Origin of the sequence: Kribbella sp. NPDC049174 (assembly GCF_043197365.1) — a bacterium.
Taxonomy (GTDB): Bacteria; Actinomycetota; Actinomycetes; order Propionibacteriales; family Kribbellaceae; genus Kribbella.
The window spans coordinates 481,317-505,788 of sequence record NZ_JBICSZ010000006.1; the positions used below are offsets into that span (position 1 = coordinate 481,317).

23 protein-coding genes and 1 riboswitch are annotated in these 24,472 nt (G+C 68.9%); of the genes, 16 read left to right on the forward strand and 7 right to left on the reverse strand.

What is annotated here, in order from left to right; translation table 11 throughout:
- Window positions 1–27 precede the first annotated feature (27 nt).
- On the forward strand, window positions 28–480 hold the full coding sequence (locus ACGFIF_RS29640) for a nuclear transport factor 2 family protein (protein ID WP_393158985.1): 453 nt from the start codon (window positions 28–30) through the stop codon (window positions 478–480).
- Here the strand turns inward: ACGFIF_RS29640 and ACGFIF_RS29645 are convergent.
- The 6 genes from ACGFIF_RS29645 to ACGFIF_RS29670 form a co-directional block, all read right to left on the reverse strand.
- Entirely contained in the window at window positions 477–1,496 is a 1,020-nt protein-coding gene (locus tag ACGFIF_RS29645) for a LacI family DNA-binding transcriptional regulator (RefSeq protein ID WP_393158986.1), read from the reverse strand. The two genes, ACGFIF_RS29640 and ACGFIF_RS29645, sit on opposite strands and share 4 nt — an antisense overlap.
- A gap of 21 nt (window positions 1,497–1,517) precedes the next feature.
- A complete protein-coding gene (gene glpK, locus ACGFIF_RS29650) occupies window positions 1,518–3,026 on the reverse strand; it encodes a glycerol kinase GlpK (RefSeq protein WP_393158988.1) in 1,509 nt (502 codons plus the stop codon).
- Window positions 3,027–3,048: 22 nt separating this feature from the next.
- Window positions 3,049–3,807 carry an IclR family transcriptional regulator gene (locus ACGFIF_RS29655; protein WP_393158990.1) on the reverse strand — a complete coding sequence of 253 codons (759 nt, stop codon included), beginning with the start codon at window positions 3,805–3,807 and terminating at the stop codon, window positions 3,049–3,051.
- A 34-nt stretch (window positions 3,808–3,841) separates the two neighbouring features.
- Window positions 3,842–6,361, reverse strand: coding sequence for an ABC transporter permease (locus tag ACGFIF_RS29660; protein WP_393158992.1), 2,520 nt, complete (start codon window positions 6,359–6,361; stop codon window positions 3,842–3,844).
- Complete coding sequence (locus ACGFIF_RS29665; protein ID WP_393158994.1) at window positions 6,361–7,104, reverse strand: ABC transporter ATP-binding protein; 744 nt, start codon at window positions 7,102–7,104, stop codon at window positions 6,361–6,363. The genes ACGFIF_RS29660 and ACGFIF_RS29665 overlap by 1 nt, the downstream gene beginning before the upstream one ends.
- 68 nt (window positions 7,105–7,172) lie before the next feature.
- Window positions 7,173–8,060 carry a RecB family exonuclease gene (locus tag ACGFIF_RS29670; RefSeq protein ID WP_393158995.1) on the reverse strand — a complete coding sequence of 296 codons (888 nt, stop codon included), beginning with the start codon at window positions 8,058–8,060 and terminating at the stop codon, window positions 7,173–7,175.
- A 157-nt stretch (window positions 8,061–8,217) separates the two neighbouring features.
- On the opposite strand from ACGFIF_RS29670, the gene ACGFIF_RS29675 reads away from it, so the two are divergent.
- From ACGFIF_RS29675 to ACGFIF_RS29695, 5 genes are all read left to right on the forward strand, one after another.
- Window positions 8,218–9,066, forward strand: a complete 849-nt coding sequence (locus ACGFIF_RS29675; protein ID WP_393158996.1) for an intradiol ring-cleavage dioxygenase — start codon at window positions 8,218–8,220, stop codon at window positions 9,064–9,066.
- A gap of 58 nt (window positions 9,067–9,124) precedes the next feature.
- On the forward strand, window positions 9,125–10,279 hold the full coding sequence (locus tag ACGFIF_RS29680; RefSeq protein ID WP_393158998.1) for a site-2 protease family protein: 1,155 nt from the start codon (window positions 9,125–9,127) through the stop codon (window positions 10,277–10,279).
- A 50-nt stretch (window positions 10,280–10,329) separates the two neighbouring features.
- Complete coding sequence (locus tag ACGFIF_RS29685; protein WP_393159000.1) at window positions 10,330–11,292, forward strand: tRNA (adenine-N1)-methyltransferase; 963 nt, start codon at window positions 10,330–10,332, stop codon at window positions 11,290–11,292.
- A gap of 87 nt (window positions 11,293–11,379) precedes the next feature.
- The gene (gene arc, locus ACGFIF_RS29690; protein WP_337010603.1) at window positions 11,380–13,125 is read left to right on the forward strand and encodes a proteasome ATPase; all 1,746 of its coding nucleotides are present in this window, start codon (window positions 11,380–11,382) and stop codon (window positions 13,123–13,125) included.
- Between the two features lie 127 nt (window positions 13,126–13,252).
- Window positions 13,253–13,615 (forward strand): hypothetical protein, encoded by a 363-nt coding sequence (locus ACGFIF_RS29695; RefSeq protein WP_393159002.1) that lies wholly within the window; start codon window positions 13,253–13,255, stop codon window positions 13,613–13,615.
- Between the two features lie 36 nt (window positions 13,616–13,651).
- Here the strand turns inward: ACGFIF_RS29695 and ACGFIF_RS29700 are convergent, their stop codons facing one another.
- Window positions 13,652–14,146 (reverse strand): NUDIX hydrolase, encoded by a 495-nt coding sequence (locus ACGFIF_RS29700; RefSeq protein WP_393159003.1) that lies wholly within the window; start codon window positions 14,144–14,146, stop codon window positions 13,652–13,654.
- Between the two features lie 73 nt (window positions 14,147–14,219).
- Here ACGFIF_RS29700 and dop point away from each other — a divergent pair, with 73 nt between their 5' ends.
- The 10 genes from dop (at window position 14,220) to ACGFIF_RS29750 (ending at window position 24,385) form a co-directional block, all read left to right on the forward strand.
- Window positions 14,220–15,740 carry a depupylase/deamidase Dop gene (dop, locus tag ACGFIF_RS29705; RefSeq protein ID WP_393159004.1) on the forward strand — a complete coding sequence of 507 codons (1,521 nt, stop codon included), beginning with the start codon at window positions 14,220–14,222 and terminating at the stop codon, window positions 15,738–15,740.
- A gap of 57 nt (window positions 15,741–15,797) precedes the next feature.
- Window positions 15,798–16,007 carry a ubiquitin-like protein Pup gene (locus ACGFIF_RS29710; RefSeq protein WP_132210376.1) on the forward strand — a complete coding sequence of 70 codons (210 nt, stop codon included), beginning with the start codon at window positions 15,798–15,800 and terminating at the stop codon, window positions 16,005–16,007.
- Window positions 16,008–16,015: 8 nt separating this feature from the next.
- Entirely contained in the window at window positions 16,016–16,858 is an 843-nt protein-coding gene (gene prcB, locus ACGFIF_RS29715) for a proteasome subunit beta (protein WP_393159005.1), read from the forward strand.
- A gap of 53 nt (window positions 16,859–16,911) precedes the next feature.
- Window positions 16,912–17,760: a proteasome subunit alpha gene (prcA, locus tag ACGFIF_RS29720; RefSeq protein WP_393159007.1), complete on the forward strand. Its 849-nt coding sequence runs from the start codon at window positions 16,912–16,914 to the stop codon at window positions 17,758–17,760.
- Window positions 17,761–17,831: 71 nt separating this feature from the next.
- Window positions 17,832–18,371 (forward strand): NUDIX hydrolase, encoded by a 540-nt coding sequence (locus tag ACGFIF_RS29725; RefSeq protein WP_393159008.1) that lies wholly within the window; start codon window positions 17,832–17,834, stop codon window positions 18,369–18,371.
- A 120-nt stretch (window positions 18,372–18,491) separates the two neighbouring features.
- Window positions 18,492–21,134, forward strand: a complete 2,643-nt coding sequence (locus ACGFIF_RS29730) for a beta-N-acetylglucosaminidase domain-containing protein (RefSeq protein WP_393159009.1) — start codon at window positions 18,492–18,494, stop codon at window positions 21,132–21,134.
- A gap of 12 nt (window positions 21,135–21,146) precedes the next feature.
- The gene (locus ACGFIF_RS29735; RefSeq protein ID WP_393159010.1) at window positions 21,147–21,803 is read left to right on the forward strand and encodes a GNAT family N-acetyltransferase; all 657 of its coding nucleotides are present in this window, start codon (window positions 21,147–21,149) and stop codon (window positions 21,801–21,803) included.
- Between the two features lie 5 nt (window positions 21,804–21,808).
- Window positions 21,809–21,898, forward strand: a riboswitch (ZMP/ZTP riboswitch).
- Between the two features lie 22 nt (window positions 21,899–21,920).
- The gene (locus ACGFIF_RS29740) at window positions 21,921–22,790 is read left to right on the forward strand and encodes a bifunctional 5,10-methylenetetrahydrofolate dehydrogenase/5,10-methenyltetrahydrofolate cyclohydrolase (protein WP_393159012.1); all 870 of its coding nucleotides are present in this window, start codon (window positions 21,921–21,923) and stop codon (window positions 22,788–22,790) included.
- Window positions 22,791–22,821: 31 nt separating this feature from the next.
- Window positions 22,822–23,190: a chorismate mutase gene (gene aroH / locus ACGFIF_RS29745; RefSeq protein ID WP_393159014.1), complete on the forward strand. Its 369-nt coding sequence runs from the start codon at window positions 22,822–22,824 to the stop codon at window positions 23,188–23,190.
- Window positions 23,191–23,320: 130 nt separating this feature from the next.
- Complete coding sequence (locus ACGFIF_RS29750; RefSeq protein WP_393159015.1) at window positions 23,321–24,385, forward strand: prephenate dehydrogenase; 1,065 nt, start codon at window positions 23,321–23,323, stop codon at window positions 24,383–24,385.
- Window positions 24,386–24,472 lie beyond the last annotated feature (87 nt).

The window sequence follows — 24,472 nt, forward strand, 5'->3', positions numbered from 1 at the left end:
GGTTCACCGGGCAGAGGGGAGCGAGGCATGTACCACCGGTTCGTCGCGACGCAGGTGCGCAAGGCGTTCGCCGAGATCACGGCCGGCAACTGGGAGGCGATGGTCGCCGGGATGGCGCCGACTTTCACGTACCGGTTCTACGGCGACCACGCGCTGTCCGGAGAGCGGCACACCCATGACGCGTTGCGGCGGTGGTGGGAGCGGTGCTTCCGGCTGTTACCCAACACCCGGTTCGACGTGCAGGACGTGCTGGTCGCGGGCTGGCCGTGGGACACCCGGGTCGCGACCGCCGTCACCGTCGACGTCGGTGTCGCGGACGGCTCCCGCTACCAGAACGTCGTACACCAGTTCCTGCGGATGAAGTGGGGCAAGATCACCGAGGTCCGCACGTTGGAGGACACCGCCGTCCTTCAGCAGACCCTCGACCGCCTGGCCGCGGCCGGCTTCGAGGAAGCCCACGCCGCGCCCATCACTGACTAGCAGCCGCAGCTTTCGCCGAGTACGAAAGGCGCCGGGAGCGGTCCGGTCAGTTCGGCGGGGGAGTCGTTCAGCAGACCGGTCAGGATCTGTACGGCGATGCGCCCGATCTGCTCCATCGGCTGCCGGACCGTGGTGAGCCGCGGCGTCGCGAAGCGACCGGCCAACGTCCCGTCGAAACCGGTCACCGCCACGTCCCCGGGTACGTCGATGCCCGCGGCAACCAACGTGTCGATCGCCACGAGAGCTTCCTGGTCGGTCGAGCAGACGAACACGTCCGGCAGGTCGTCGAGGCACCTCTCGACGGAGCTGTTCGTGCTTGCGTCGTCGCCGGGGTGGCTGAGGACCGGGTCGGGCACGGGCCGGCCGGCCCCGGTCAGCGCGGCCGCGAAACCGTCGTACCGCGAGGTGAACTCGGGCAGCGTGGTCGTGCCGAGGTAGACGAAGCGGCGGAAGCCGTGTGTCCGCAGGAGGTGCGCGGTGAGCTCGGTCATCCCGGTGCGGTTGTCGACCGGGACGGTGTGCACGTCCTCGCCGGCGATACTGCTGCCGAGCTCGACGACCGGGATCCGCTTCGAGGCCTGGATGATCGCCTCGGCCGGCGCCGACCCGGCGAACGCGATCAGCCCGTCGACGCGACCCGCGATGTCGATCACGGCCGGCAGTTGGCCTTCCTTGTGACCGGCTCCGAGCATCAAGGCGTAGCCGCGGCGACGGCACTCGAGTTGTACGCCGCGCTGGACCTCGTCGACGTACATCGGGAAGTGCCGGAGGTCGGTCTCCTCGGCAGAGGTGTCCAATTGGTAGTCGAAGGAGTAGAGCCCGAGCGCTCCGGCTGAGCCGGTGGCCAGGCCGCGGGCGCTCGCGCTCGGTACGTAGCCGATCGCGGCAGCGGTGGCGAGGACGAGCTCGCGGGTGGACTGCTTCACCCGGTCCGGCTGGCTGAACGAGAAGGACACGGTTGCGGTCGAGACACCGGCGCGCGCGGCAACGTCGTACACGGTCGGCCGTCGTCCCATGGGGTGCAGTGTAGAGGCGCGCTATTCCTCCGGGCGGATCCAGTTGAACGTCCGCTGGACGGCGGCCTTCCAGTTCTCGTACTCGGTCGCGCGCCGGCCCGGGTCCATGTGCGGCAGCCACTGGCCGGCCCGGTGCCAGTTGCTCCGCAGCCCCTCCAGATCCGGCCAGTAGCCGACCGCCAGACCGGCCGCGTACGCGGCACCCAGGGACACCGTCTCGGTCACCATCGGGCGGACCACCCGGACATCGAGCAGATCGGCGATGAATTGCATCAGCAGGTTGTTCGCCGTCATTCCGCCGTCGACCTTCAGTGCGGTCAGCGCGATTCCGGAGTCGGCATTCATCGCGTCGACCACTTCGAGGGTCTGGAACCCGGTCGCCTCCAGGACGGCGCGGGCCAGATGGCCCTTGGTGATGTAGCCGGTCAGTCCGGCGATGACTCCGCGCGCCTCACTGCGCCAGTGCGGCGCGAACAGCCCGGAGAACGCGGGCACGATGTACGCGCCGCCGTTGTCCTCGACCGTCCGCGCGAGCGTCTCGATCTCGGCCGCGGTGTGGATCAGCCCGAGCCCGTCGCGGAACCACTGCACCAGCGACCCGGTCACCGCCATCGAGCCTTCCAGCGCGTACGACGCCGGCTCGTCGCCGATCTGGTACGCGACGGTGGTGAGCATGCCGTGCTTCGACCGGACGATCTCGTGGCCGGTGTGCAGCAGCAGGAACGAGCCGGTGCCGTAGGTGCACTTCGCCTCACCCGCACTGAAGCAGGTCTGCCCGAACAGCGCGGCCTGCTGATCCCCGAGCGCGGCCCCGATCCTTACGCCGGGCAGCACCTCGGTGGCGGTCCCGAACACGCCGGACGACGGGCGGATCTCCGGCAGGATCGCCCGCGGTACATCGAACGCTTGCAACAGCGTGTCGTCCCACTCCAGCGTCTCGATGTTCATCAGCATCGTCCGGCTGGCGTTCGTCACGTCGGTGACGTGCAGACCGCCGTTCACGCCGCCGGTGAAGTTCCAGATCAGCCAGGTCTCCATGGTGCCGAACAGGACCTCGCCGCGTTCGGCGCGCGCTCGCAGACCGGGGGTGTGGTCGAGCATCCAGCGGATTCTCGGCGCGGAGAAGTATGTCGTCAGCGGCAGACCACACAGATCCGCGAACCGGTCCGGTCCCTCGTCGCCGGCCAGCTCGGTCACCAGGCGGTCGGTCCGGGTGTCCTGCCAGACCACCGCGTGGCCGATCGGCTGGCCGGTCCGGCGGTCCCAGAGCAGGCTGGTCTCCCGCTGGTTGGCGATGCCGATGGCAACGACCTGGGACGGATCGGCGCCGATCTGCCGGACCGCGGCCGGGACCACCCGGGTCACGTTCCGCCAGATCTCTGTCGCGTCGTGTTCGACCCAGCCCGGCCGCGGGAACAGCTGTGGATGCTCCCGCTGGGCCACCGAGACCAACCGGCCCCGCCGGTCGAACAGGATGCACCGGCTCGAGTTGGTCCCCTGGTCGACTGCCGCTACGTACTGCTCAGCCATGTCTCCACCCCCCGTCGAAGCATCAGCTGTCCTCCCGCAGGTCGCGACCGATGGCTTCGGCAGTGGCCCGGACCATGCTGATCAGGTCCGGGCGATGGCGCAGCCGGCTGTCGCAGATGCGCTCGATCCGGCCGGTCATCCCGACCGCACCGACGACGAGTCCGCCGAGCCCCCGGATCGGCGCCGCGATACTGGCGATCTCGACGGTGTACTCCTCGAACTCTCCGGCCCAGCCCTTGGCCCGGACCGCCGCGAGCTCCTCGGCCAGCCGGGCCGGGTCGACGATCGTTCTGGTCGTGTACGCCTCCAGCTTCTGCGGGCGGGCGGCTTCGCTGGTGTCGAAGGCCAGCACGGCCTTGCCGAGTGCGCACGCGTGTGCCGGCAGCGTCGTACCCACGTCGAGGTCCTGGTCGCTGTCGTCGGGCCGGAAGACGTGGTGGACCACCACGACCTTGCCCTCGACCAGGCGGCCGACGCGGACGACCTCGCCGCTGCGGGAGGCGAGTGAGTCGGCCCAGTTGATCGCGCGGCTGCGCAGTTCGTTGGGATCGAGGTAGGTCTCACCGAGCCGGCCGAAGGCGTCGCTCAGGTGATAGTGCGCGCCGCTGTGGTCCTGCTCGACGAAACCGACCTGGTGCAAGGTCCGCAGGATCCCGTGCACGGTCGTCTTCGCGAGGCCGAGTGCGTTGCTCAGGTCGGCGACCCCCAACCCGTTGGGTGCGGCCGCCAGTAATCGCAGCACAGCGGCAGCCCGCTCGATGGACTGCACGGTGCCCGGCACACCCGCAGGCTATCTGTGAATGCGGCCTGTGGCTTTACTCTGTGGCGATTGCTTGCAGGACATCCAAGCGCGCGGCGCGGCGTGATGGCCAGACCGCCGCCAGCACGCCGACAACACCAGCGAGCAGTACGGCGACCAGCAACTGCAGCACCGGGAGGTCGAGCACACTCAGACCGTTGTCGACCATCACCCTCTGCACCGACACCGCGAACACGACACCGATCACCAGCCCGAGCAACGCGCCGAGCAGGGAGATCGCGATGGACTCGACGCGCAGCATTCGGCTCAGCTGCGGCCGGTCCATCCCGATCGCCCGGAGCAGACCGATCTCGCGGGTCCGTTCGACCACTGCAAGGGCGAGGGTGTTCACGATGCCCAGGATCGCGATCAGGATTGCCAGCGCGAGCAGCATCCCGACCACGCCGAGGGCCACGTTGACCGGTCCGCGCGCCTCGGCGACGTACGCCTCCTGGTCGCGGACCCGGATCGTCGGGTAGTCCTTCAGCTCGCTGAGGATCGCCTGCCCGGCCTGTGCCGCACCGGTGCTCTGGGCAACCTCGACGTACAGCAGCGAATCGGTCGGGGCGCCGCCGATCGCGTCGTACGTCGGCAGCGAGAGGACGATCGCGTTGAGCTGGCGGTTCGGGGCGAGGATGCCGGCGACGGTGAGGCGGTGCTTGCCGGTGGTCGTGGTCACGTCGAACGTCGCGCCGGCCGAGAGGTTGAGGGTCTTGGCCATCGTGCGGGGGAGCAGCGCCTGACCCTTGCCGAGTCCGTCGAGGGACCCGGACTCGAGCTTCGCCGTGATCGGGCCGTCGAGCGTGCCGTCGCTGACCCCGCTGACCTGGACCGTGGTGTCGCCGACCTTGGCCTGCTGCTGGCGGACTCGATGGACGGACTGGATCCCGGCGACCTTCGCGATCCGGTCGGCGACCTGCGGGCTGAACGAGGTCGGATCGTCGGAGCTGACGACGAGTTCCGACGTACCGATCGCCTCGGTGATGTTCTGCTCGATCGACGCCTTGGCCGAGGCGGCGATCACGATCAGGCCGCTAATTAGGGCGACGGAGATCATCAGTGCGGACGCGGTCGCCGACGTCCGCCGTGGATTGCGCTCGGCGTTCCGGCGGCCCAGGGTCACCGGCGCCGTGCGACCGAACGGCCACATCAGGCCGCGGACGGCGTACCGGCTGACCAGTGGACTGGTCATGATGACGCCCAGCAGCGTGATCGCGGCGGCGAAAACCAGGAGGACGGCTCCGGTCAGGCCACGGGACTGCGATCCGATCAGGTACAGGACCACCGCCATCAGCAGCATGAACCCGCCGATGAGCAGCCGGATCAGCATGGACCGCTCGGGCAGGGCGACGTCGTCGCGCAGCGCGGCCATCGGCGGGAGCTTCCCAGCGCGCCGGGCCGCCGGGTACGCCGCGGCGACCGTGACGCCAATCCCGATCAGGTAGCAGGCGATGACCGTGCCGGCGCCGATCTGGAGCGACGCATTGGGGATGGCGAGGTCGACCCACTGGTAGAGGAATCGGATGCCCGCGGCGACACCGATGCCGAGCAGCAGACCGAGGGTGGAGCCGACGGCGCCGATCACCAGTGCCTCGACGAGAACCGTGCCGGTGACCTGCCCGCGCGAGGCGCCGATCGCGCGGAGCATGGCCAGCTCACGGGATCGCTGTGCGACGAGCATCGAGAACGTGTTGACGATCAGGAACGCGCCAACGAACAGCGCGAGCCCGGCGAACAGCATCAGCACCGTGCTGTAGCCGCCGAACGCGTCGTCGAGCGCATTCTCGCCGTCGGCGGCGACCTGCGCGGCTGTGCGGACCGTCACGGTGTCACCGATCGTCTTGGCGATCGCCTGGCTGACCGCGCCAGGGGCGGACCCGGGCGTGAGGGCGACGCCGACCGAGGTCCAGCCGGGTTCGCCGAGGAGGAGTCGCTGGGCGGTCGCCGGATCGAAGGTGACCAGCGGTGCGCCGGCCGCCACCCCGGAGACGGTCGGCGTGGTGATCGCGGTGAGTTCGGCGGTGACGGCCTTGGTCGCCGTGACCACGCGGACCTGGTCGCCGACGACGTACCCCTCGCGCGTCGCGGTCGACTGGTCGATGGCCAGCTCGGACTCACCCCATGGCGGCTTCCCGTCGAGGAGGCGGAACGGCGCCGTGCGGACATCCCGCGGCCACGCGCCGCCGTACGTCGCCAACCCGTAGGTCTCGCTCGGCTTCCCATCCGGAGCAAGGATCTGTACGTCACTGACCAGCAGCTCCGGGTTGGCACCGGCCACACCGGGTACGGCGGCGATGCGCTCGACCACGTCCGAGGTGAAGGTCGCGGGCCGGCCGGATCGGACGCCGACCGGGTCGACCGGCGTCACGGTGATATCCGCCGTACTGCTGGAGAAGTTCTTCTTCAACGCGGCCGAGAGGGTGTCGGTGAAGACCAGCGCGCCGCCGACGAACGCGATCCCGAGCAGCACCGCGACCGTGCACAGGACGAACCGCAGCCGGTGCGCGAGGACCGACCGGAGGCCGAGCCTGAGCATCAGCCCGCCGCTGCCGCAGCCGCGTCGAGCTGCTTCATCGTGTCGAGCACGGTCTCGGCCGTCGGGTCGAGCAGCTCGGAGCGCAGCCTGCCGTCGGCGAGGAAGAGCACGCGGTCGGCGTACGACGCGGCGGTCGGGTCGTGGGTGACCATCACGACGGTCTGGCCGAAGTCGCGGACGGAGCGGTGCAGGAAGGAGAGCACGTCGGCGGACGATCGCGAGTCGAGGTTGCCGGTGGGTTCGTCGGCGAACACCACATCGGGCCGGGAGACGAGAGCGCGGGCGCTGGCGACGCGCTGTTGCTGGCCGCCGGAGAGCTCGGAAGGCTTGTGGCCGAGCCGATCCTTCAGGCCGATCGTGTCGATGACGGTGTCGAGCCACTCCCGGTCCGGTGTGCGGCCGGCCAGGTCGAGCGGGAGCGTGATGTTCTCCAGCGCGGTGAGGGTCGGGACCAGGTTGAACGCCTGGAAGACGAACCCGATCCGGTCGCGGCGCAGGTGGGTCAACTGCTTCTCCGGCAACCGGGTGATGTCCAGGTCGCCGAAGAACACCTGCCCGTCACTCGGCTTGTCCAGCCCGGCCAGACAGTGCAGCAACGTCGACTTCCCGGAGCCCGACGGGCCCATGATCGCGGTGAACCGGCCCTGACCGAAGTCGGCACTCACCTCGGCCAACGCGTCCACCTGCGTCGACCCGCCGCCGTACCGCTTCCACAACCCCACAGCCCGCACCGCCACACTCATGCGACGAACCGTATCGGGACCGGGTTCCTCAGCCTCGATCCGCGCTGCCAGGATCCGCGGATCGGGGCTCAGCCGTCGACACCTACGAGGTCTACTCCGGCGGACTCGGCGGCGACCTCCTCGACCGAGCGGGTCGGCAGCGGCGGGGGAGTGCCACCCCAGGCCGGGCAGAGGGGTTTGTGGTCGCACCACTCGCACAGCGGCCCCGGGCTCGGGCGCCAGTCGCCGGACTCGAGGGCCCGGGTGATCGCCATCCACAGCGCCGATACCTTGCGTTCACAAGCGCGCAAGTCCGCCTCGTCGGGGATGTAGCGGACGATCTCGCCGTTGCCGAGGTAGACCAGTTGCAGCATCGCCGGGACGACGCCGCGCAGCCGCCAGAGCACCAGCGCGTAGAACTTCATCTGGAACAGCGCCTTCGCCTCGAAGAACTCCGAGGGCGAGCGACCGGTCTTGTAGTCGACCACCCGGATCTCGCCGGTCGGTGCGACATCGAGCCGGTCCACGTAGCCCCGCAGCACCAGGCCCGAGTCGAGCTCGGTCTCGACGTACAGCTCCCGCTCGGCCGGCTCCAGCGCGTTCGGGTCTTCCAAGGTGAAGTACTTACCGAGCAGCTGGTGCGCCTCGGCCAGCCACTTGGCCAGCTCCTCGCCGCTCGCGTCCTCGACGAACAGCTCCGCTACCTCAGGCTCCGCCGCCAGCACCTGCTGCCACTGCGGCTCCAGCATCTCTGCCGCGTGCTCCAGCGTCCGCTGACCCCGCGGCAGGTCGAACAAGCGCTCCAGCACGCCGTGCACGACAGTGCCCCGGACCGCGGCGGCCGAGGGCTTCTCCGGCAGCCGATCGATCACGCGGAACCGGTACTTGAGCGGGCAGCTCATGAAATCCGCGGCCCGGGACGGCGACAACGCCCCGCGCGGATGGCCGTGCAGATCGGCTGCGGCTGCAACACTCATGCCTGAACCCTAGGCGAGCCCACCGACACTTCGCGTGCACCCACCCCGGGCCTGTGGAAAACCGGTCGGAGTTCCCAGGAAACTCACAGCGGACTTTCGGCGAACCATCGGCTCGGGTTGCCAGGCTGGTGCCACCAACACCGGCAAGGAGCCTCTGATGACCCCTCCGCAGAAACCGCCGCGCGAACACGACCTGGGCCTGGAGTACGACCTCGGCACGCTGCAGCGACGGCGGTTCCTCGGCCTGTTCGCCGGCGCGGGCCTCGCCGTGATGGCGGGTTGCTCGACCGACAACGCCACCGACTCGGCCACCAGCGGTACGACGACGACCTCGAGCACCCCGAGCGCCACCACCAGTACTACGACCGGCACCACCACCGACGTCGACGAGATCCCGCAGGAGACTGCCGGCCCGTACCCGGGCGACGGCTCCAACGGCCCGAACGTGCTGACCGAATCCGGCATCGTCCGCAAGGACATCACCCAGTCCTTCGGCTCCGCCTCGGGCGTCGCGACCGGCGTACCGCTGACCGTGGAACTCACCATCCTGGACGCGGACAAGGACACGCCGCTGGCCGGTGCGGCCGTCTATCTGTGGCACTGCGACGCGGAGGGCCGCTACTCGCTCTACTCCGACGGTGTCACCAACGAGAACTACCTCCGCGGCGTCCAGGCGGCCGACGCGAACGGCAAGGTCACCTTCACCTCGATCTTCCCGGCCGCGTACATGGGCCGCTGGCCGCACATCCACTTCGAGGTGTACTCCAGCCTGTCCGAGGCGACCGCCGCCGGAAAGATCAGCGCGACCTCGCAGCTGGCCTTCCCCGCGGACGTCTGCAACACCGTCTACGCCACCGACGGGTACGACGGCAGCGCGCAGAACATGCAGCAGACCTCGCTGGAGGACGACAACGTGTTCGGCGACGACGACGGCGTCCATCAGCTCGCCACCGTCACCGGGGATGTCGGCAGCGGGTACGTCGCCAAGCTGAACGTCGGTGTCTGAGATGGAATTGTGTGGGTAGGTAGCACGGAGTTACCGCCGGGCAAGTAGCGTTGGGTCGATGCCAGAACCGCGTGATCCTCAGAGCCCCGCCCAGCCGGCCGGCCCGCCGCCGCCCGGTACCTGGGTCCTCGGTCGTGTCCGCGGGATCCGGCTGACCATGCGGTTCACCTGGCTGCCGGTGGCGATGCTGCTGGCGATCGGGTTCGCCGCGATCATCGGGCAGCAGTTCCCCGATCTGGGCAACTGGCGCTACCTGGCCTCGTTCGCCTTCGTGGTCGCCTTCACGGTGTCGATCCTGCTGCACGAGCTGGCCCACGCGCTGATGGCGCTGCGGTTCGGCATCGGGGTCTCGGAGATCAACCTCGGCTTCTTCGCGGCCGGTACGCATATCGAGGGCGAGCGGAAGTCACCGTTCGAGGAATTCGCCGTCTCGGTGGTCGGCCCGGTCGCCTCACTGGTGGTCGGCGGCCTCGCGTACCTCGGCTCCCGCGCCTTCGACGAGGGCGTGGGGTACGTCGCCCTGTGGGAGCTCGGCGTGGCCAACCTCATCGTCGGCGTGACCAACCTGCTGCCCGGCCTCCCGCTGGACGGCGGCTGGGTGCTGCGGGCGCTGGTCTGGAAGCTCACCGGCAACATGCACACCGGCACCATCGTGGCGGCCTGGGGTGGCCGGCTGCTCGCCATCACGGTGCTGGCGGCGCCTGTCCTGCTCGAGGAGATCTGGGGCCGGCAACCCACGATCATCGACTTCGTCATCGCGCTGGCGGTCGGGTTCTTCCTCTGGATGGGGTCGACGGCGTCGCTGATGCAGGCCCGGCTGAAGCGCAAGCTGCCCGCGCTGCAGGTCCGGACCCTGGCCCGGCGCGCGATCGCCGTCCATTCCGGGACGCCCATCTCGGAGGCGGTCCGGCTGGCCGGCGAGGGGCAGGCCGGTGCGGTCGTGGTGATCGACGGCGAGGGCAAGCCGCACGCGCTGGTGTCGGAGTCCGCGGTCGCCGCGGTGGCTCCGAACCAGCGGCCGTGGACCAACGTCAGCGAGGTCGCGACCACGATCGGCGCGGGCCACATCATCGGCGTCAACGACACCGGTGAGGAGATCCTGAAGACGATCCGCGAGCACCCTGCCTCGGAGTACCTGGTGCTCGACGCGACCGGTTCCGTCTACGGAGTCCTGGCCACCGCGGACATCGAGCGGGCGTTCCGCGGTCGATGACCCTGCCGGCGCCGAAGGCCCGGCCAAAAGCACAGTAAGGTGAGCGCCTTATGGCTGACTTGCGCGACTTTCCTGACCAGGCGTTCTCCGGTGTCCATCACGGCCCGTTGCAGGAGGGGGAGTGGATCACCCTGCAGGACTCCAAGGGCCGCCGGCACTCGGTGTTCCTGGAGCGCGGGAAGATCTTCCACACCACCAAGGGCGGGATCGCGCACGACGACCTGATCGACGGCCCGGACGCGGTCGTGATCAAGTCCAAGGGCGGCGTCGAGTACCTCGCACTCCGGCCCCTGATGGCTGACTACTCGGTTTCGATGCCGCGTGGCGCTGCCGTGATCTATCCGAAGGACACCGCGCAGATCGTCACCATGGCCGACATCTTCCCTGGTGCGAAGGTGGTCGAGGCCGGTGCCGGCTCCGGTGCGCTGACCACCGCGCTGCTGCGTGCGGTCGGGATCCACGGGCAGGTCATCTCGTTCGAGCGGCGAGAGGACTTCGCCGAGGTCGCGCGGAAGAACGTGACCGGTTTCTTCGGCGGTGAGCACCCGGCCTGGCGGCTCGAGGTCGGCGATCTGGTCGAGAAGCTGAACGAGCGGGACGTGGACCGGATCGTGCTGGACATGCTGGCGCCCTGGGAGTGCGTTGACGCCGCCGCAGAGGCGCTGTCACCCGGTGGGGTGTTGTGTGCCTATGTCGCCACCACGACGCAGCTGAGCCGCTTTGTGGAGACGCTGAGGGCCCATGGCGAGTTCACCGAGCCGCGGGCCTGGGAGTCGCTGGTGCGGGACTGGCACGTCGAGGGACTGGCGGTCCGGCCGGGACACCGGATGCAGGGTCACACCGCGTTCCTGGTGACCGCGCGCAGGATGGCGCACGGTGTTCAGGCACCCCGCAAGAAGCGCCGCCCGGCGCCTGGTGCGTACGGCGACGACTACAGCGGACCGCGTCGTGTCACAGCCGGCGCTACGGATCGTTCTGAAACCTCCGAAGACATGCCGAGAGCAACGGATTGATCCGCAACCGACACGTGATGGGATTCAGCTTGCCCGGTGAGGTTTTCTGGGTAAGGTCCATAGGGTCGAGCCCCACATGGTGAGGTGATGATCGTGGCTGGAGACGAGAGCCCTACCGCGGCAGAGCTGCGTAACCAGGTCCGTTACCTGGAAGCCGAGGTCGCAGCGTTGCGGCGTCGGCTGCTCGAGCACCCGGCGGACAGCCGGTCGCTCGAGAGCAGACTGTCCGAAACCCAGGCCTCCCTGGCGAGTGTCACCGCTCAGAACGAGCGGCTGGCCGAAACGCTGCGGGAGGCGCGAGAGAAGATCATCGCCCTGAAGGAGGAGGTCGACCGGCTGGCCCAACCGCCGTCCGGTTTCGGCACCTTCCTCGGACGCAATGACGACGACACGCTGGACGTGTTCACCGGTGGCCGCAAACTGCGGGTCGCGGCGAGCCCGTCGGTCGACCTGGACGCGCTGAAGCTCGGCCAGGAACTGATGCTGAACGAAGCACTCAACGTGGTCGAGGCCTGCGACTTCGAGGTCGTCGGCGACGTGGTGATGCTGAAGGAACTGCTCGCCGACGGCGAGCGGGCGCTGGTGATCGCGCAGGCGGACGAGGAGCGGGTGGTGCGGCTCGCGTCGCCGCTGCTCGACATCCCCCTGCGGGCCGGTGACTCGCTGCTGCTGGAGGCCCGTTCCGGGTACGTCTACGAGAAGATCCCGAAGTCCGAGGTCGAGGAGCTGATCCTCGAAGAGGTCCCGGACATCGACTACACCCAGATCGGCGGCCTGACCGGCCAGATCGAGCAGATCCGGGACGCGGTCGAGCTGCCGTACCTGCACAAGGACCTGTTCCTCGAGCACGAGCTGAAGCCACCGAAGGGCGTGCTGCTGTACGGCCCGCCCGGCTGCGGCAAGACGCTGATCGCCAAGGCGGTGGCGAACTCGCTGGCCAAGAAGGTGGCCGAGCGGACCGGGGTGGAGGGGCAGAAGTCGTTCTTCCTCAACATCAAGGGTCCGGAGCTGCTGAACAAGTACGTCGGCGAGACCGAGCGGCACATCCGGCTGGTCTTCCAGCGGGCCCGGGAGAAGGCGTCCGAGGGGATGCCGGTGATCGTGTTCTTCGACGAGATGGACTCGCTGTTCCGCACCCGCGGATCCGGTGTGTCCTCCGACGTGGAGAACACCATCGTCCCGCAGTTGCTGAGCGAGATCGACGGTGTCGAGGGCCTGGAGAACGTGCTCGTCATCGGTGCCTCGAACCGTGAGGACATGATCGACCCGGCCATCCTGCGACCCGGCCGGCTGGACGTGAAGATCAAGATCGAGCGGCCGGACGCCGAGGCGGCCCGGGACATCTTCTCGAAGTACCTGACCACCACCCTGCCGCTGCACGCCGACGACCTGAACGAGTTCGGCGGCGACAAGGGCGAGTGCGTGAACGGGATGATCCAGCGCACCGTCGAGCGGATGTACACCGAGGCCGACGAGAACAGGTTCCTCGAGGTCACCTACGCCAACGGTGACAAGGAGGTTCTGTACTTCAAGGACTTCAACTCGGGCGCGATGATCCAGAACATCGTCGACCGGGCCAAGAAGATGGCGATCAAGGCCTTCCTGGACGACAACCAGAAGGGTCTGCGGGTGCAGCACCTGCTGCAGGCGTGCGTGGACGAGTTCAAGGAGAACGAGGACCTTCCGAACACGACCAACCCGGACGACTGGGCCCGCATCTCCGGCAAGAAGGGCGAGCGGATCGTCTACATCCGTACGCTCATCTCCGGCAAGCAGGGCACCGAGCCGGGCCGCTCCATCGACACGGCCACCAACACGGGTCAGTACCTGTAATCCGTCGGACCCGACTGCCCCCTGGACATCCACTGTCCGGGGGCAGTCGCAGTTCGGGTGCGGCAAGGGGGTCGGTCCGGGGTTTCCCCGGATTCCTCGGCGGCAGTCGCGGACGTACCGTGCTGGTATGGCGACGGACGACTTGCGCAAGGACCTGCGGGCGGCGGCGGCCGCGCGGCAGGAGCTGGGGCCGGAGTACGAGGACGAGATCATCGACAGCTTCCTCGAGAAGCTCGACGCCCGGGACGCCGCGCGCCGGGGGCAGGATCTCGACTTCCGGCAGCAGGACCGGGCCCTGGAGATGGCCGGTCTCAAGTCGCGGGAAACCGATCCGGGCGGCCTCGCCCTGGCGATCATCTCGGTCGTCGCCGCCATCCCGATCACCGCCATCGCGGCCGACATGGTCGGCCTCGTCGGCATGGTCGTCAGCTGGGCCGGTCTGGTCGGCATCAACCTGGCCCGCACCACCGCTCGCCGCAACACCCGCTGACCGGCCCTCAGAGCCGCTCCAGCGCCCCGCTGAGCCCTAGACGAGGCTTCTGACGTACGGACCTAGCAACGCGGTTGTGTCGGGGACGAAGGGCCACTCGTCAAGGCGCCGGACGAGGTCCGCAGGAGACATCCAGTCGCCCCACGACACCTCCTCGGGCTGGTGGGTCACCGGGCCGTCCCAGACGCAGGTGTACAGGTACGCGTGGTAGTTCGTGGACTCGTCGGCGTAGTCGCCTTCCGGCAGTTTGATCAGGTCCGCGCCGCTGATGCCGAGCTCCTCGGCCAGCTCGCGTACGACGGCGTCGTACGGATCCTCGCCGGCGGCTATGACACCACCTGCGGAGAAGTCGTAACACGCCGGGAAGACGTCCTTGGTCGGCGTCCGGCGGTGCACGTAGACGTCACCGGCCGGATTCCGGACGAGTACGCCGGTCGCCGCGTGCCGCAGGTTGTCGCGGCGCATCACGGATCGCGGTGCCGATCCGGTGACATGGTTGTCTTCGTCCAGGATCGCCACGATTTCGTCCACCCGGGAAGTTTCACACGTAACCCTGTGGACACAGCAACGGCTTTAGTCGCCTCCACCGCGTAGGCTCGTTCGCATGAGTGTTCGGCGGATCATGGGGACCGAGACCGAGTTCGGCATCTCGGTTCCAGGACAGCCCGGGGCCAACCCGATGCTGACCTCGAGCCAGGTGGTGAACGGCTACGCGCAGACGCAGCCGCTCGCGCGCAAGACCCGATGGGACTTCGACGAGGAGCACCCGCTGCGGGACGCGCGCGGCTTCGACCTGAGCCGGGAGGTGGCCGACTCCAGCCAGCTCACCGACGAGGAGACCGGCCTGGCCAACGTGATCCTCACCAACGGCGCCCGGCTGTACGTCGACCACGCCCACCCGGAGTACTCCGCGCCCGAGACCACCAACCCGCGCGACGTGGTGGTCTGGGACAAGGCCGGTGAGCTGGTGATCATGGAGGGCGCCCGGCAGGCCCGGCAGATCCCCGGCGCGCCGCCGCTGAACCTGTACAAGAACAACACCGACAACAAGGGCGCGTCCTACGGTTCGCACGAGAACTACCTGATGCGCCGCTCGACCCCGTTCGCGTCGATCGTGCGCCACCTCACTCCGTTCTTCGTGAGCCGTCAGGTGGTGACGGGTGCCGGCCGGGTCGGGATCGGCCAGGACGGCACCGCACACGGCTTCCAGATCAGCCAGCGGGCCGACTACTTCGAGGTCGAGGTCGGCCTGGAGACGACGCTGAAACGGCCGATCATCAACACCCGCGACGAGCCGCACGCGAACCCGGACCGCTACCGCCGCCTGCACGTCATCATCGGCGACGCGAACCTGTCCGAGATCTCGACGTACCTCAAGGTCGGCACGACGAGTCTGGTGCTGTCGATGATCGAGGACGGCTGGCTGACCGACGACTTGAGTGTGGACCGTCCGGTCACCGCGTTGCACGAGGTCAGTCACGACCCGACCTGCACCCATCTGATGACGCTCAAGGACGGCCGCAAGCTGACCGCCGTCCAACTGCAGACGGAGTACCTGGAGCAGGCCCGCAAGTACGTCGAGGACAAGTACGGCGACGACGCGGACCGGCAGACCAAGGACGTGCTGCACCGCTGGGAGCAGGTGCTCGACCAGTTGGCCACCGACCCGATGAAACTTTCCGACCAGCTGGACTGGGTCGCCAAGCTCAAACTGCTGCAGTCGTACCGCGACCGCGACGGCCTCGAGTGGGACGACTCCAAGCTGCACCTGGTCGACCTGCAGTACGCCGACCTGCGCCCGGACAAGGGTCTCTACTACAAATTGGTCAAGGCCGGCCGGATGCAGCGGCTCGTCAGCGACGAGGAGATCCGGATGGCGGTCTCGCACCCGCCGACCGACACCCGGGCGTACTTCCGCGGCCGCTGTATGCAGCAGTACGCGCCGCAGGTGGCGGCCGCGTCCTGGGACTCGGTGATCTTCGACCTGCCGGGCAAGGAATCGCTGCAGCGGATCCCGACTTTGGATCCGTTGCGGGGCACTAAAGCCCATGTCGGAGCACTTTTGGACCAGTGCGACACCGCGAGTGACCTGGTTCGCACCATCACTGGGGGTGCTGCCGGGTAGGGTCGCTGTAGGAGGCCGGTTGGGCGGCCTTCCATGCGGTTCTAGGAGGTGTGTGCCATGGCGAAGGACGGCGGGCAGCAGCACAAGCAGCCGAAGCGTTCGACGACCGAGGAAGAGGTCGAGCAGGTCGAGACGTCCGAGGACGTCGCCGAGCGTAAGGAGCGGCTCGACGAGGACGTCGACTCGATCCTCGACGAGATCGACGAGGTGCTCGAGGAGAACGCCGAGGAGTTCGTCCGCGGGTTCGTGCAAAAGGGTGGGGAGTGAACCGCTCGATGACTTTCGATGCCTCCGGCCGGTTGCCGGAAGCCTTCCTGACCCCAGGTGGCTCGTCGTTCATGGACTTCCTGGCCGGGCACGCGCCCGACCTGTTGCCGGGACGGCGCAGCCTGGGGTCGGCCGACTTCTCCGCCGACGTCCCGCACGGGACCACCATCGTCGCGGCCACCTTCCCCGGTGGCGTGGTGATGGCCGGGGACCGGCGCGCCACGATGGGCAACATCATCGCCCAGCGTGACATCGAGAAGGTGTTCCCGGCCGATGAGTACTCCGCGGTCGCGTTCGCCGGCTCGGCCGGTTTCGGGATCGAGATGGTCCGGTTGTTCCAGGTCGAGCTGGAGCACTACGAGAAGCTCGAGGGCACCACGCTCAGCCTGGACGGCAAGGCCAACCGGCTGAGCGCGCTGATCCGGGGCAACCTGGCGATGGCGATGCAGGGCCTGGCCGTGGTGCCGCTGTTCGCGGGCTACGACGAGGACCTCCAGGGCGGCCGGATCTTCTCCTACGACCCGACCGGCGGGCGGTACGAGGAGACCCACTTCCACAGTGTCGGCTCGGGTTCGCTGTTCGCCCGCGGCGCGCTGAAGAAGCTCTACCGCGAGGACCTGTCCGCGACCGACTGCGTCACGGTGGCGATCCAGTCCCTGATCGACGCCGCCGACGACGACTCGGCGACCGGCGGGCCGGACATGCTGCGGCGGATCTTCCCGGTGGTCGGCGTGGTCACGGCGGACGGCTACCAGCGGCTGCCCGAGGACGAGGTGGCCGACATCGTCGACCGCGTCTGGGCCGAGCGGCACCGGCGCCCCGACGGGCCGGCCTCGGCGACCCTGACCTGATCCCCGATGAAACCGACACAGCCCCATCGACTGATTAGAGGACGACACCTTCGATGAGCGTTCCGTTCTACGTCTCGCCCGAACAGCTGATGCGGGACCGGGCCGACTTCGCCCGGAAGGGCATCGCCAAGGGCCGCAGCGCGATCGCCCTGCAGTACGCCGACGGCATCCTGTTCGTCGCGGAGAACCGGTCGCCGGCGTTGCACAAGGTGGCCGAGATCTACGACCGGATGGCGTTCGCCGCGGTCGGCCGGTACAACGAGTTCGAGAACCTGCGGATCGCCGGCGTCCGGCTGGCCGACATGCGCGGGTACTCCTACGACCGGCGCGACGTCACCGGCCGGGCGCTCGCCAACGCCTACGCGCAGACGCTGGGCGCGATCTTCTCCTCCGGCGGTGAGAAGCCGCTCGAGGTGGAGATCCTGGTCGCCGAGATCGGCACCAGTACGGCCGAGGACCAGATCTACCGGCTCACCTACGACGGCTCGATCGCGGACGTCCGCGGGTACGCCGTGATGGGCGGGCCGGCCGAGCAGGTCGCGGACTACGTCGGCGAGCACTACCAGGAGGGCATCTCGCTGGCCGGGGCGCTCCGGCTGGCGGTGGACGCGCTCGGGCACGACAGCAACGAGGTCCGCGAGCTGACCCCGGACCAGATCGAGGTCGCCGTCCTGGACCGGACCCGGACCCAGGTGCGCAAGTTCAAGCGGATCTCGGAGGAGACGCTGGCGCGGATCCTGTCCGAGTCCACCGCGGACACCACGCCGACGGAGCCTGCCGCCGACAAGGCGGAGGAGACCGACGAGAGCGCGGAGGCGGCCGGTGACACCCCGGTCGCACCGGCCGACGACGACGTACCGGTCGCCCCGCCGGAAGAGCCGGACAACGACCGCCCGCTGTGAACGATTCGGTAGTTGGCTCAGCCGCCGCGGACTCCGTGGCGGCTGAGTCGCGTCAGCCCCAGGACCCGGCGGTGTGGGAGCTGCTGGAGGAGCGGTCGGGGTTCAATGGGTATTTGACGGTGAATCAGCGGCGGTATCGGTTGCCGGATGGGCGGGAGGCGGACTGGGATGTCTTCGGGCCGAAGACCGCTGACGGGATCACGTCCGGGATCACCGTGCTGCCGTTGACGCCGGAGGGCAGGATCGTGACGATCCGGATCTTCCGGCCGGGGCCTGATCAGGTCGTCACCAACCTGCCGGGCGGCTTGGTCGAGGTCGGCGAGGACCCGGCCGTGGCCGGTGCCCGCGAGCTCGAGGAGGAGACCGGGTACACCTGCGAGTCGTTCGAGGTCGTGACCTGGACCTGGGCGGCGGCGTCCTCGGTCTTTCGCAAGTACATCGGCATCGCCCGCGGCTGCCGTCCCGACGGTCGCCAGGCGCTGGACGAGTTCGAGGACTGCGTCCCGGTCGAGCTCACCGTCGCGCAGTTCCGGGCCGAGTTGCGCACGCCCGGCGCGATGACCGGGATCGACTCCGCCTACCTGGCCTTGGACCACGCCGGTCTGCTCTGACTGGCTCCGGACCAACGGTCGGCCTTCTTGACTGGAACTGGTCACGCCAGGCGCTTGACGAGCAGGTCTGCGCACTGAGTGGATGGTAAGAGCAAACGCCTTCCGCCCGAGGAGTTGCTCATGCGCCGTCTCGCTCTGCTGCTGTTGCTCGCGCTTGTCGTCCAGTCCATGACCGTCCCGGCCGCTGTCGCCCTGGCCGGCACCACGAAGGGGGCGGCGCCGGTGACGCCAGAACCTCAGCAGACCATCACCCGCCCGGACGGGTTCCACCTCGGCCGGACCGTCGGCCTGGTTCACGGCCCGACCACCGACCCGGACGCCGAACGCATCGTCCGCGAGTCGCTCGAGCAGGCCGGCGTACGGATCGTTCGTGATCAGCCCGCCGACGTGACCATCTGGTTGGGTGGGAGCGAGCAGGCGCTGCGGCAGTTGAACGTCGAGCCTGCCGACGGGCTACCGGCCGAGGGTTACGTCCTCGCCATCGGCCGCAAGCACGTCGTGCTCGACGGCGTCGACACCGACGGCACGTACTACGCCGCGCGGACGTTCGCACAGCTTGTCCAGGGCAACGAGGTGGACGGCGTCGAGATCCGCGACTGGCCGACGATGCGGTACCGCGGCTCGATCGAGGGCTTCTACGGTACGCCGTGGTCGCACGCCGACCGGCTCGATCACCTCGACTACCTCGGCGCGCACCGGATGAACACCTACGAGTACGCGCCCAAGGACGACCCGTACCACCGCGAGCAGTGGCGCGACCCGTACCCGGCCGACAAGCTGGCCGAGCTCGGCGAACTGATCGAGCGGGGCCGGCGCAACAAGGTCGACTTCACCTTCGCGCTCTCGCCCGGCCTGTCGATCTGCTACACCTCCGACAGCGACTACCAGGCGCTGATCGCGAAGTTCGAGGCGCTCTACGCGCTGGGTGCGCGGGCGTTCAACGTGCCGCTGGACGACATCGACTACAACACCTGGCATTGCCCGGAGGACCGGGAGAAGTACGGCACCGGCGGCGGTGCGGCCGGTCAGGCGCAGAGCGAACTGCTGAACCGGATCCAGCGCGAGTGGGTCGCGAGCAAGCCGGATCTCGCCCCGCTGCAGATGGTTCCGACCGAGTACTACAACGTGTCCGAGACGCCGTACAAGAAGGCGCTGCGGGAGCAGCTCGACAGTGCGGTGGTTGTGCACTGGACCGGTATCGGCGTCGTCCCGCGCACGATCACGACCGCACAAGCGGCCCAGGCCAAGGCCGTGTTCGGCCACGACATCCTGATCTGGGACAACTATCCGGTCAACGACTACGCGGCCGGCCGCATCCTGCTCGCCGACTACAGCGGTCGCGGGCCCGGGATCGCCGAGCACGTCGCCGGCGTGATCTCGAACCCGATGAACCAGGCCGCGGTCAGCAAGCTCGCCCTCTACTCGTTCGCCGAGCTCGGCTGGAACCCGGCCCGGTACGACGAACAGGCCTCCTGGCACCGGGCGATCGCCGAACGCGCCGGGGGAGACGACAAGACGATCGCGGCGCTCGAGGTCTTCGCCGACCTCAACACCTACGACTCGACGCTGCACCCGGAGAGCGCGCCGGTGCTGGCGGCGAAGACACAGAAGTTCTGGACGACCTGGACGGCAGGGGATCGCGACGAGGCGATCGCGGCGATCAAGCCCTACTTCACCGCGATCGAGAAGGCACCCGCGCAGCTCCGTCGCGGTGTGCAGGACCCAGCGTTCGCTGACGAAGCAAAGGCGTGGCTCGACGCGACCGTGCTGTGGGGTCAAGCGCTGGAGCGGTCGCTGCGGCTGCTCGATGAAGTGGCCGACGGCAACGGCGCGGCCGCGTGGACGAGCCGGCAGCGGATCGATCAGCTGGTCACCCAAGCCGAGGCGATCCGTGACACCCGCCTGCCGCACTCCAACACCTACCCGAGGATCGGCGAGGGCGTGGCCGACGCGTTCCTGACCGAGGCCGGCCGGGTCCACGACCAGTGGATGGGCATCGAGCCTGGACGTACGGCGTCGGCTTCGCAGGGCACGTACGCCGAGAACGTCCCCGACCGGATGATCGACGGCGACGAGTCGACGTTCTTCTGGAGCAACGGTGCGCCGGTGGCCGGTGACGAGATCCGTGTCGATCTCGGCGCACCCCGTGCCATCGGCGACATCGCCGTACTGATGGGCAAGTCGGGCAGCCCGCAGGACTACATCCACTCCGGCGTCCTCGAGTACTCCACTGACGGCTCCAGCTGGACCGAGCTCACGCGTGCCACCACTGCGGAGGTTCGCTTCACTGCCAACACCACGGCCCGGTACGTCCGCTACCGAGCCCTGGCCGACAACCCGTCGTACTGGCTCGTGGTCCGGGAGTTCTCGATCCAGGTCACCGACGGCTCCGAGTTGGTGCTCACGGCAACAGGTACGCCGGCTCCGGCGACAGGCTCGTCATTCGGTGACGCGGTCGACGGTGACGTGCGTACGGCGTACGTCGCGGCGACGGCCCCGACGACGGATGACGCGCTCACTGTTGCACTGTCCTCGGCCACCGCGGTCGACCGGATCACTGTGCTGCAGGCCGGCACTGCGACCGGCGTCGGCCGGCTGGAGATTCGGACCGGTGCGGGCTGGCAGGAGGTTGGACAAGTCGGGGCTGCCTACAGCGCGGTGACGATCCCGGCCACCACCATCGAGGCGATCCGGATCAGTTGGGCGTCCGGCGCCGTACCGCCGCAGGTCCACGAAGTGATCCTGCACCGGCCCGGAAACTAGGTTGCCCGGACTATGACTACAGCCCAGGATGGCGGCGTGCTGACCGACCACTGGCCACTGCGCCGCCTCCGGCTGACCACCGACCGCCTCGTCCTCCGGCAGCCCGACGAGGAGGAACTCGCCGCGCTGGCCGACGTCGCCGCAAATGGCGTCCACAAGCCAGGGGAGCGGCCTTTCCTGACCCCGTGGACAGAGGTGCCACCGGCCGAACGCGCCCGGAGTGTGCTGCAGGGGTACTGGAGCTCCCTGGCCTCGTGGACTCCGCAGAACTGGCAGCTGGAACTCGGCGTGTTCCGGGACGGGACGCCGCTCGGCATCGTCGCGTTGCGAGCTCAGGACTTCGCCGTGCTCCGTGAGGTGAAGACGTGGTCCTGGCTCGGCGTGCCGCACCACGGCCAAGGATTCGGCACCGAGGCGCGGGTCGCTTTGCTGCACCTTGCCTTCGAGGGGCTGGACGCGGTGGCGGCGCTGACCGAGGTGTTCCAGGACAACGCCGGCTCGCAAGGGGTGTCCCGGAAGCTGGGCTATCGCCCGGACGGCATCTCCCGGGACGTTCTGGACGGTCAGCCGGTGATCTCGGACCGGCTCCGTCTCACCCGCGAGGACTGGGCCGGCGGATCCGTCCGGGTCGAAGGGCTGGAGGACTGCCGCTCCTGGTTCGTCGCGTAGGCTTGTCCACGGACCGCGACTGGCGTTGAGGTGGACAACCACCGGGGAACGGTCTGCTGGTAGATCCGGCTTCGCCGCGCGCCTGGGCACCCTCTCGATGCCCGAAGGAGTGCGCGGATGACCAAGTTGATGATCGGGACCGACCTCGCCGCCGAGATGGTGGCGAAGGCGGCTGACCGGGCCCGGATCCTGCAGGAGAAGACCGGCGTGCAGCCGTGTCTGGCGACCGTGCTGGTGGGGGACGACCCCGCGTCGGCGACGTACGTGCGGATGAAGCAGAGCCGGAGCAAGAAGGCCGGCATCGGGTCACGGAGCGTCGTACTGCCCGCGGAGACCACGACCGAGGAGCTGGTCGATGAGCTGCACAAGCTCTCCGCGGACCCGGAGGTGCACGGGATCCTGCTGCAGCACCCGGTCCCGGCGCAGATCGACGAGCGGGCCGCGTTCGAGGCGATCGACCCGGCCAAGGACGTCGACGGCGTGACCATGCACGCGTTCGCCGCGATGGCGTTCGGCGAGCCCGGGTTCCGGTCCTGTACGCCTGGCGGCATCCTGCGGCTGCTCGAGGCGTACGACGTACCGATCGCCGGAGCGCACGCGGTCGTCATCGGCCGCAGCCCGATCCTCGGTAAGCCGGCCGGGATGTTGCTGCTGGCATCGAACGCGACCGTCACCTACACCCACTCCCGGACCACGAACCTGCCCGACATCGTCCGGACCGCGGACATCGTGGTGGCGGCGGTCGGCAAGCCGAACTTCGTCCGCGATGACTGGCTGAAGCCGGGTGCGGTGGTGGTCGACGCCGGGTACAACGAGGGCAACGTCGGGGACGTCCACTTCGACGAGGCGGCCGCGGTGGCGAGCCTGATCACACCGGTCCCGGGCGGGGTCGGACCGATGACGATCGCCCTCCTGCTGGAGCAGACCGTCGACGCCGCCGAGGCACAATCCGAGACGGCTGTCCACTCCGTGGCTACTCTGACCTAGGGTTGGGGTAGACGACCAAGGAGGCGAGCACGTGGCGGTACGGGCGATCCGGGGGGCCACCCAGCTGGAGGTGGACGAGCGCGAGCACCTGCTCGAGCGGTCCGCCGAGCTGGTGAAGGCGGTCCTGGAGGCGAACGATCTGGACCGCGAGGACCTGATCAGCATCCTGTTCACCGTCACACCGGACCTGCACTCGGAGTTTCCCGCCGTGGCGGGGCGCCAGATCGGGCTGACCGACGTACCGCTGATGTGCATGCAGGAGATCGACGTTCCGCACGCGCTGCCGCGGGTGGTCCGGATGATGGTGCACGCCGAGTCCTCGCGGTCCCGGGAGAAGATCCAGCACGTCTACCTGCACGGTGCGGTCGCTCTCCGTCCGGATCTGACGGGCGCCCAGTGAGGGTCGCAGTGACGGTGCTTTTGGCCGGGCCTTCGGCACCGGCGTGGTCATGGGGCCTTGGCTCCCGGCCTTCCCTCGTCACTCCAGTCGCTTCGCTCCCTGCGCTCCTCAGTCCAGGCCGGGAGGCCCCATGACCGAGCTGCGCGGGCCGGTCCGGATCGTCGGTGCCGGCCTGATCGGTACGTCGATCGGCCTCGCGCTGGCCCGGCTGGGCGTGGTGGTGGAACTGGTCGACGCCGACCCGGACAACGCGCTGATGGCCGAGCGGATCGGGGCCGGGTCGCGGCTGGTCCAGATCGAGCCGCAGCTCGTGGTGGTCGCCGTACCGCCGGATCATGTCGGTGAGGTCGTCGCCGAGCAGCTCGAGCAGACCGATGCGATCGTCACCGACGCCGCGAGCGTCAAGTCGAAGCCGCTCGCCGACGCGGCGCGCCTGACCGGCGACCTCAGCCGGTACGTCGGCAGTCACCCGATGGCGGGGTCGGAGCGGAACGGGCCCCTCGCCGCACGAGCAGACCTGTTCGACGGTGCGACCTGGGCCATCACGCCGCACGAGACCAGCACACTCGAAGCAGTCGAGCTCGTCCGGCGGCTGGCCGAGGCGTCCGGCGCGCGGACGGTCGAGCTGTCGGTCGAGGACCACGACCTCGCGGTCGCGCGCGTCTCGCACCTGCCGCATCTGATGTCGGCCCTGGCCGCCGGGACGCTGGTCGACGCGCCGAACTCTCACCTGCAGCTGTCCGGGCAGGGGGTTCGGGATGTGACCCGGATCGCAGCCGGCGACCCGAAGCTGTGGACCCAGATCGTGTCCGCCAACTCGGCCGCGCTGACCGGTCTGCTGGAACAGATCCGCGGCGAACTGGACCGCGTTCTCGTTGCCCTGGGCAAGGAAGAGGCGGCGGAGGAGCTGACCACGATCCTCGGCCAGGGCGTCTCGGGTGCGGTCCGGGTGCCAGGTAAGCACGGTGCGCCGCACATCGACCTGGTCACCGTTCTGGTCACCATTCCGGACCGGCCGGGGCAGCTGGCCCGGCTGTTCGCGGACGCCGCCGAGTCCGGCGCCAACGTCGAGGACCTGCGGATCGACCACAGCCCGGGCCGCCCGGTCGGTGAGGTCGAACTGGCCGTCAAGCCGGGGTCGGTCGACCAGTTGGTCGACGTCCTGACCGAGCGTGGCTGGGTCGTTCACCGCTGATATAGGTCGGGCGTAGCCCTTCACGAACACCTCCGGAGGTGTCAGAAGGGACCCATCAGGTTCCTTCGAGGGTCCGGCGTTAGCGCG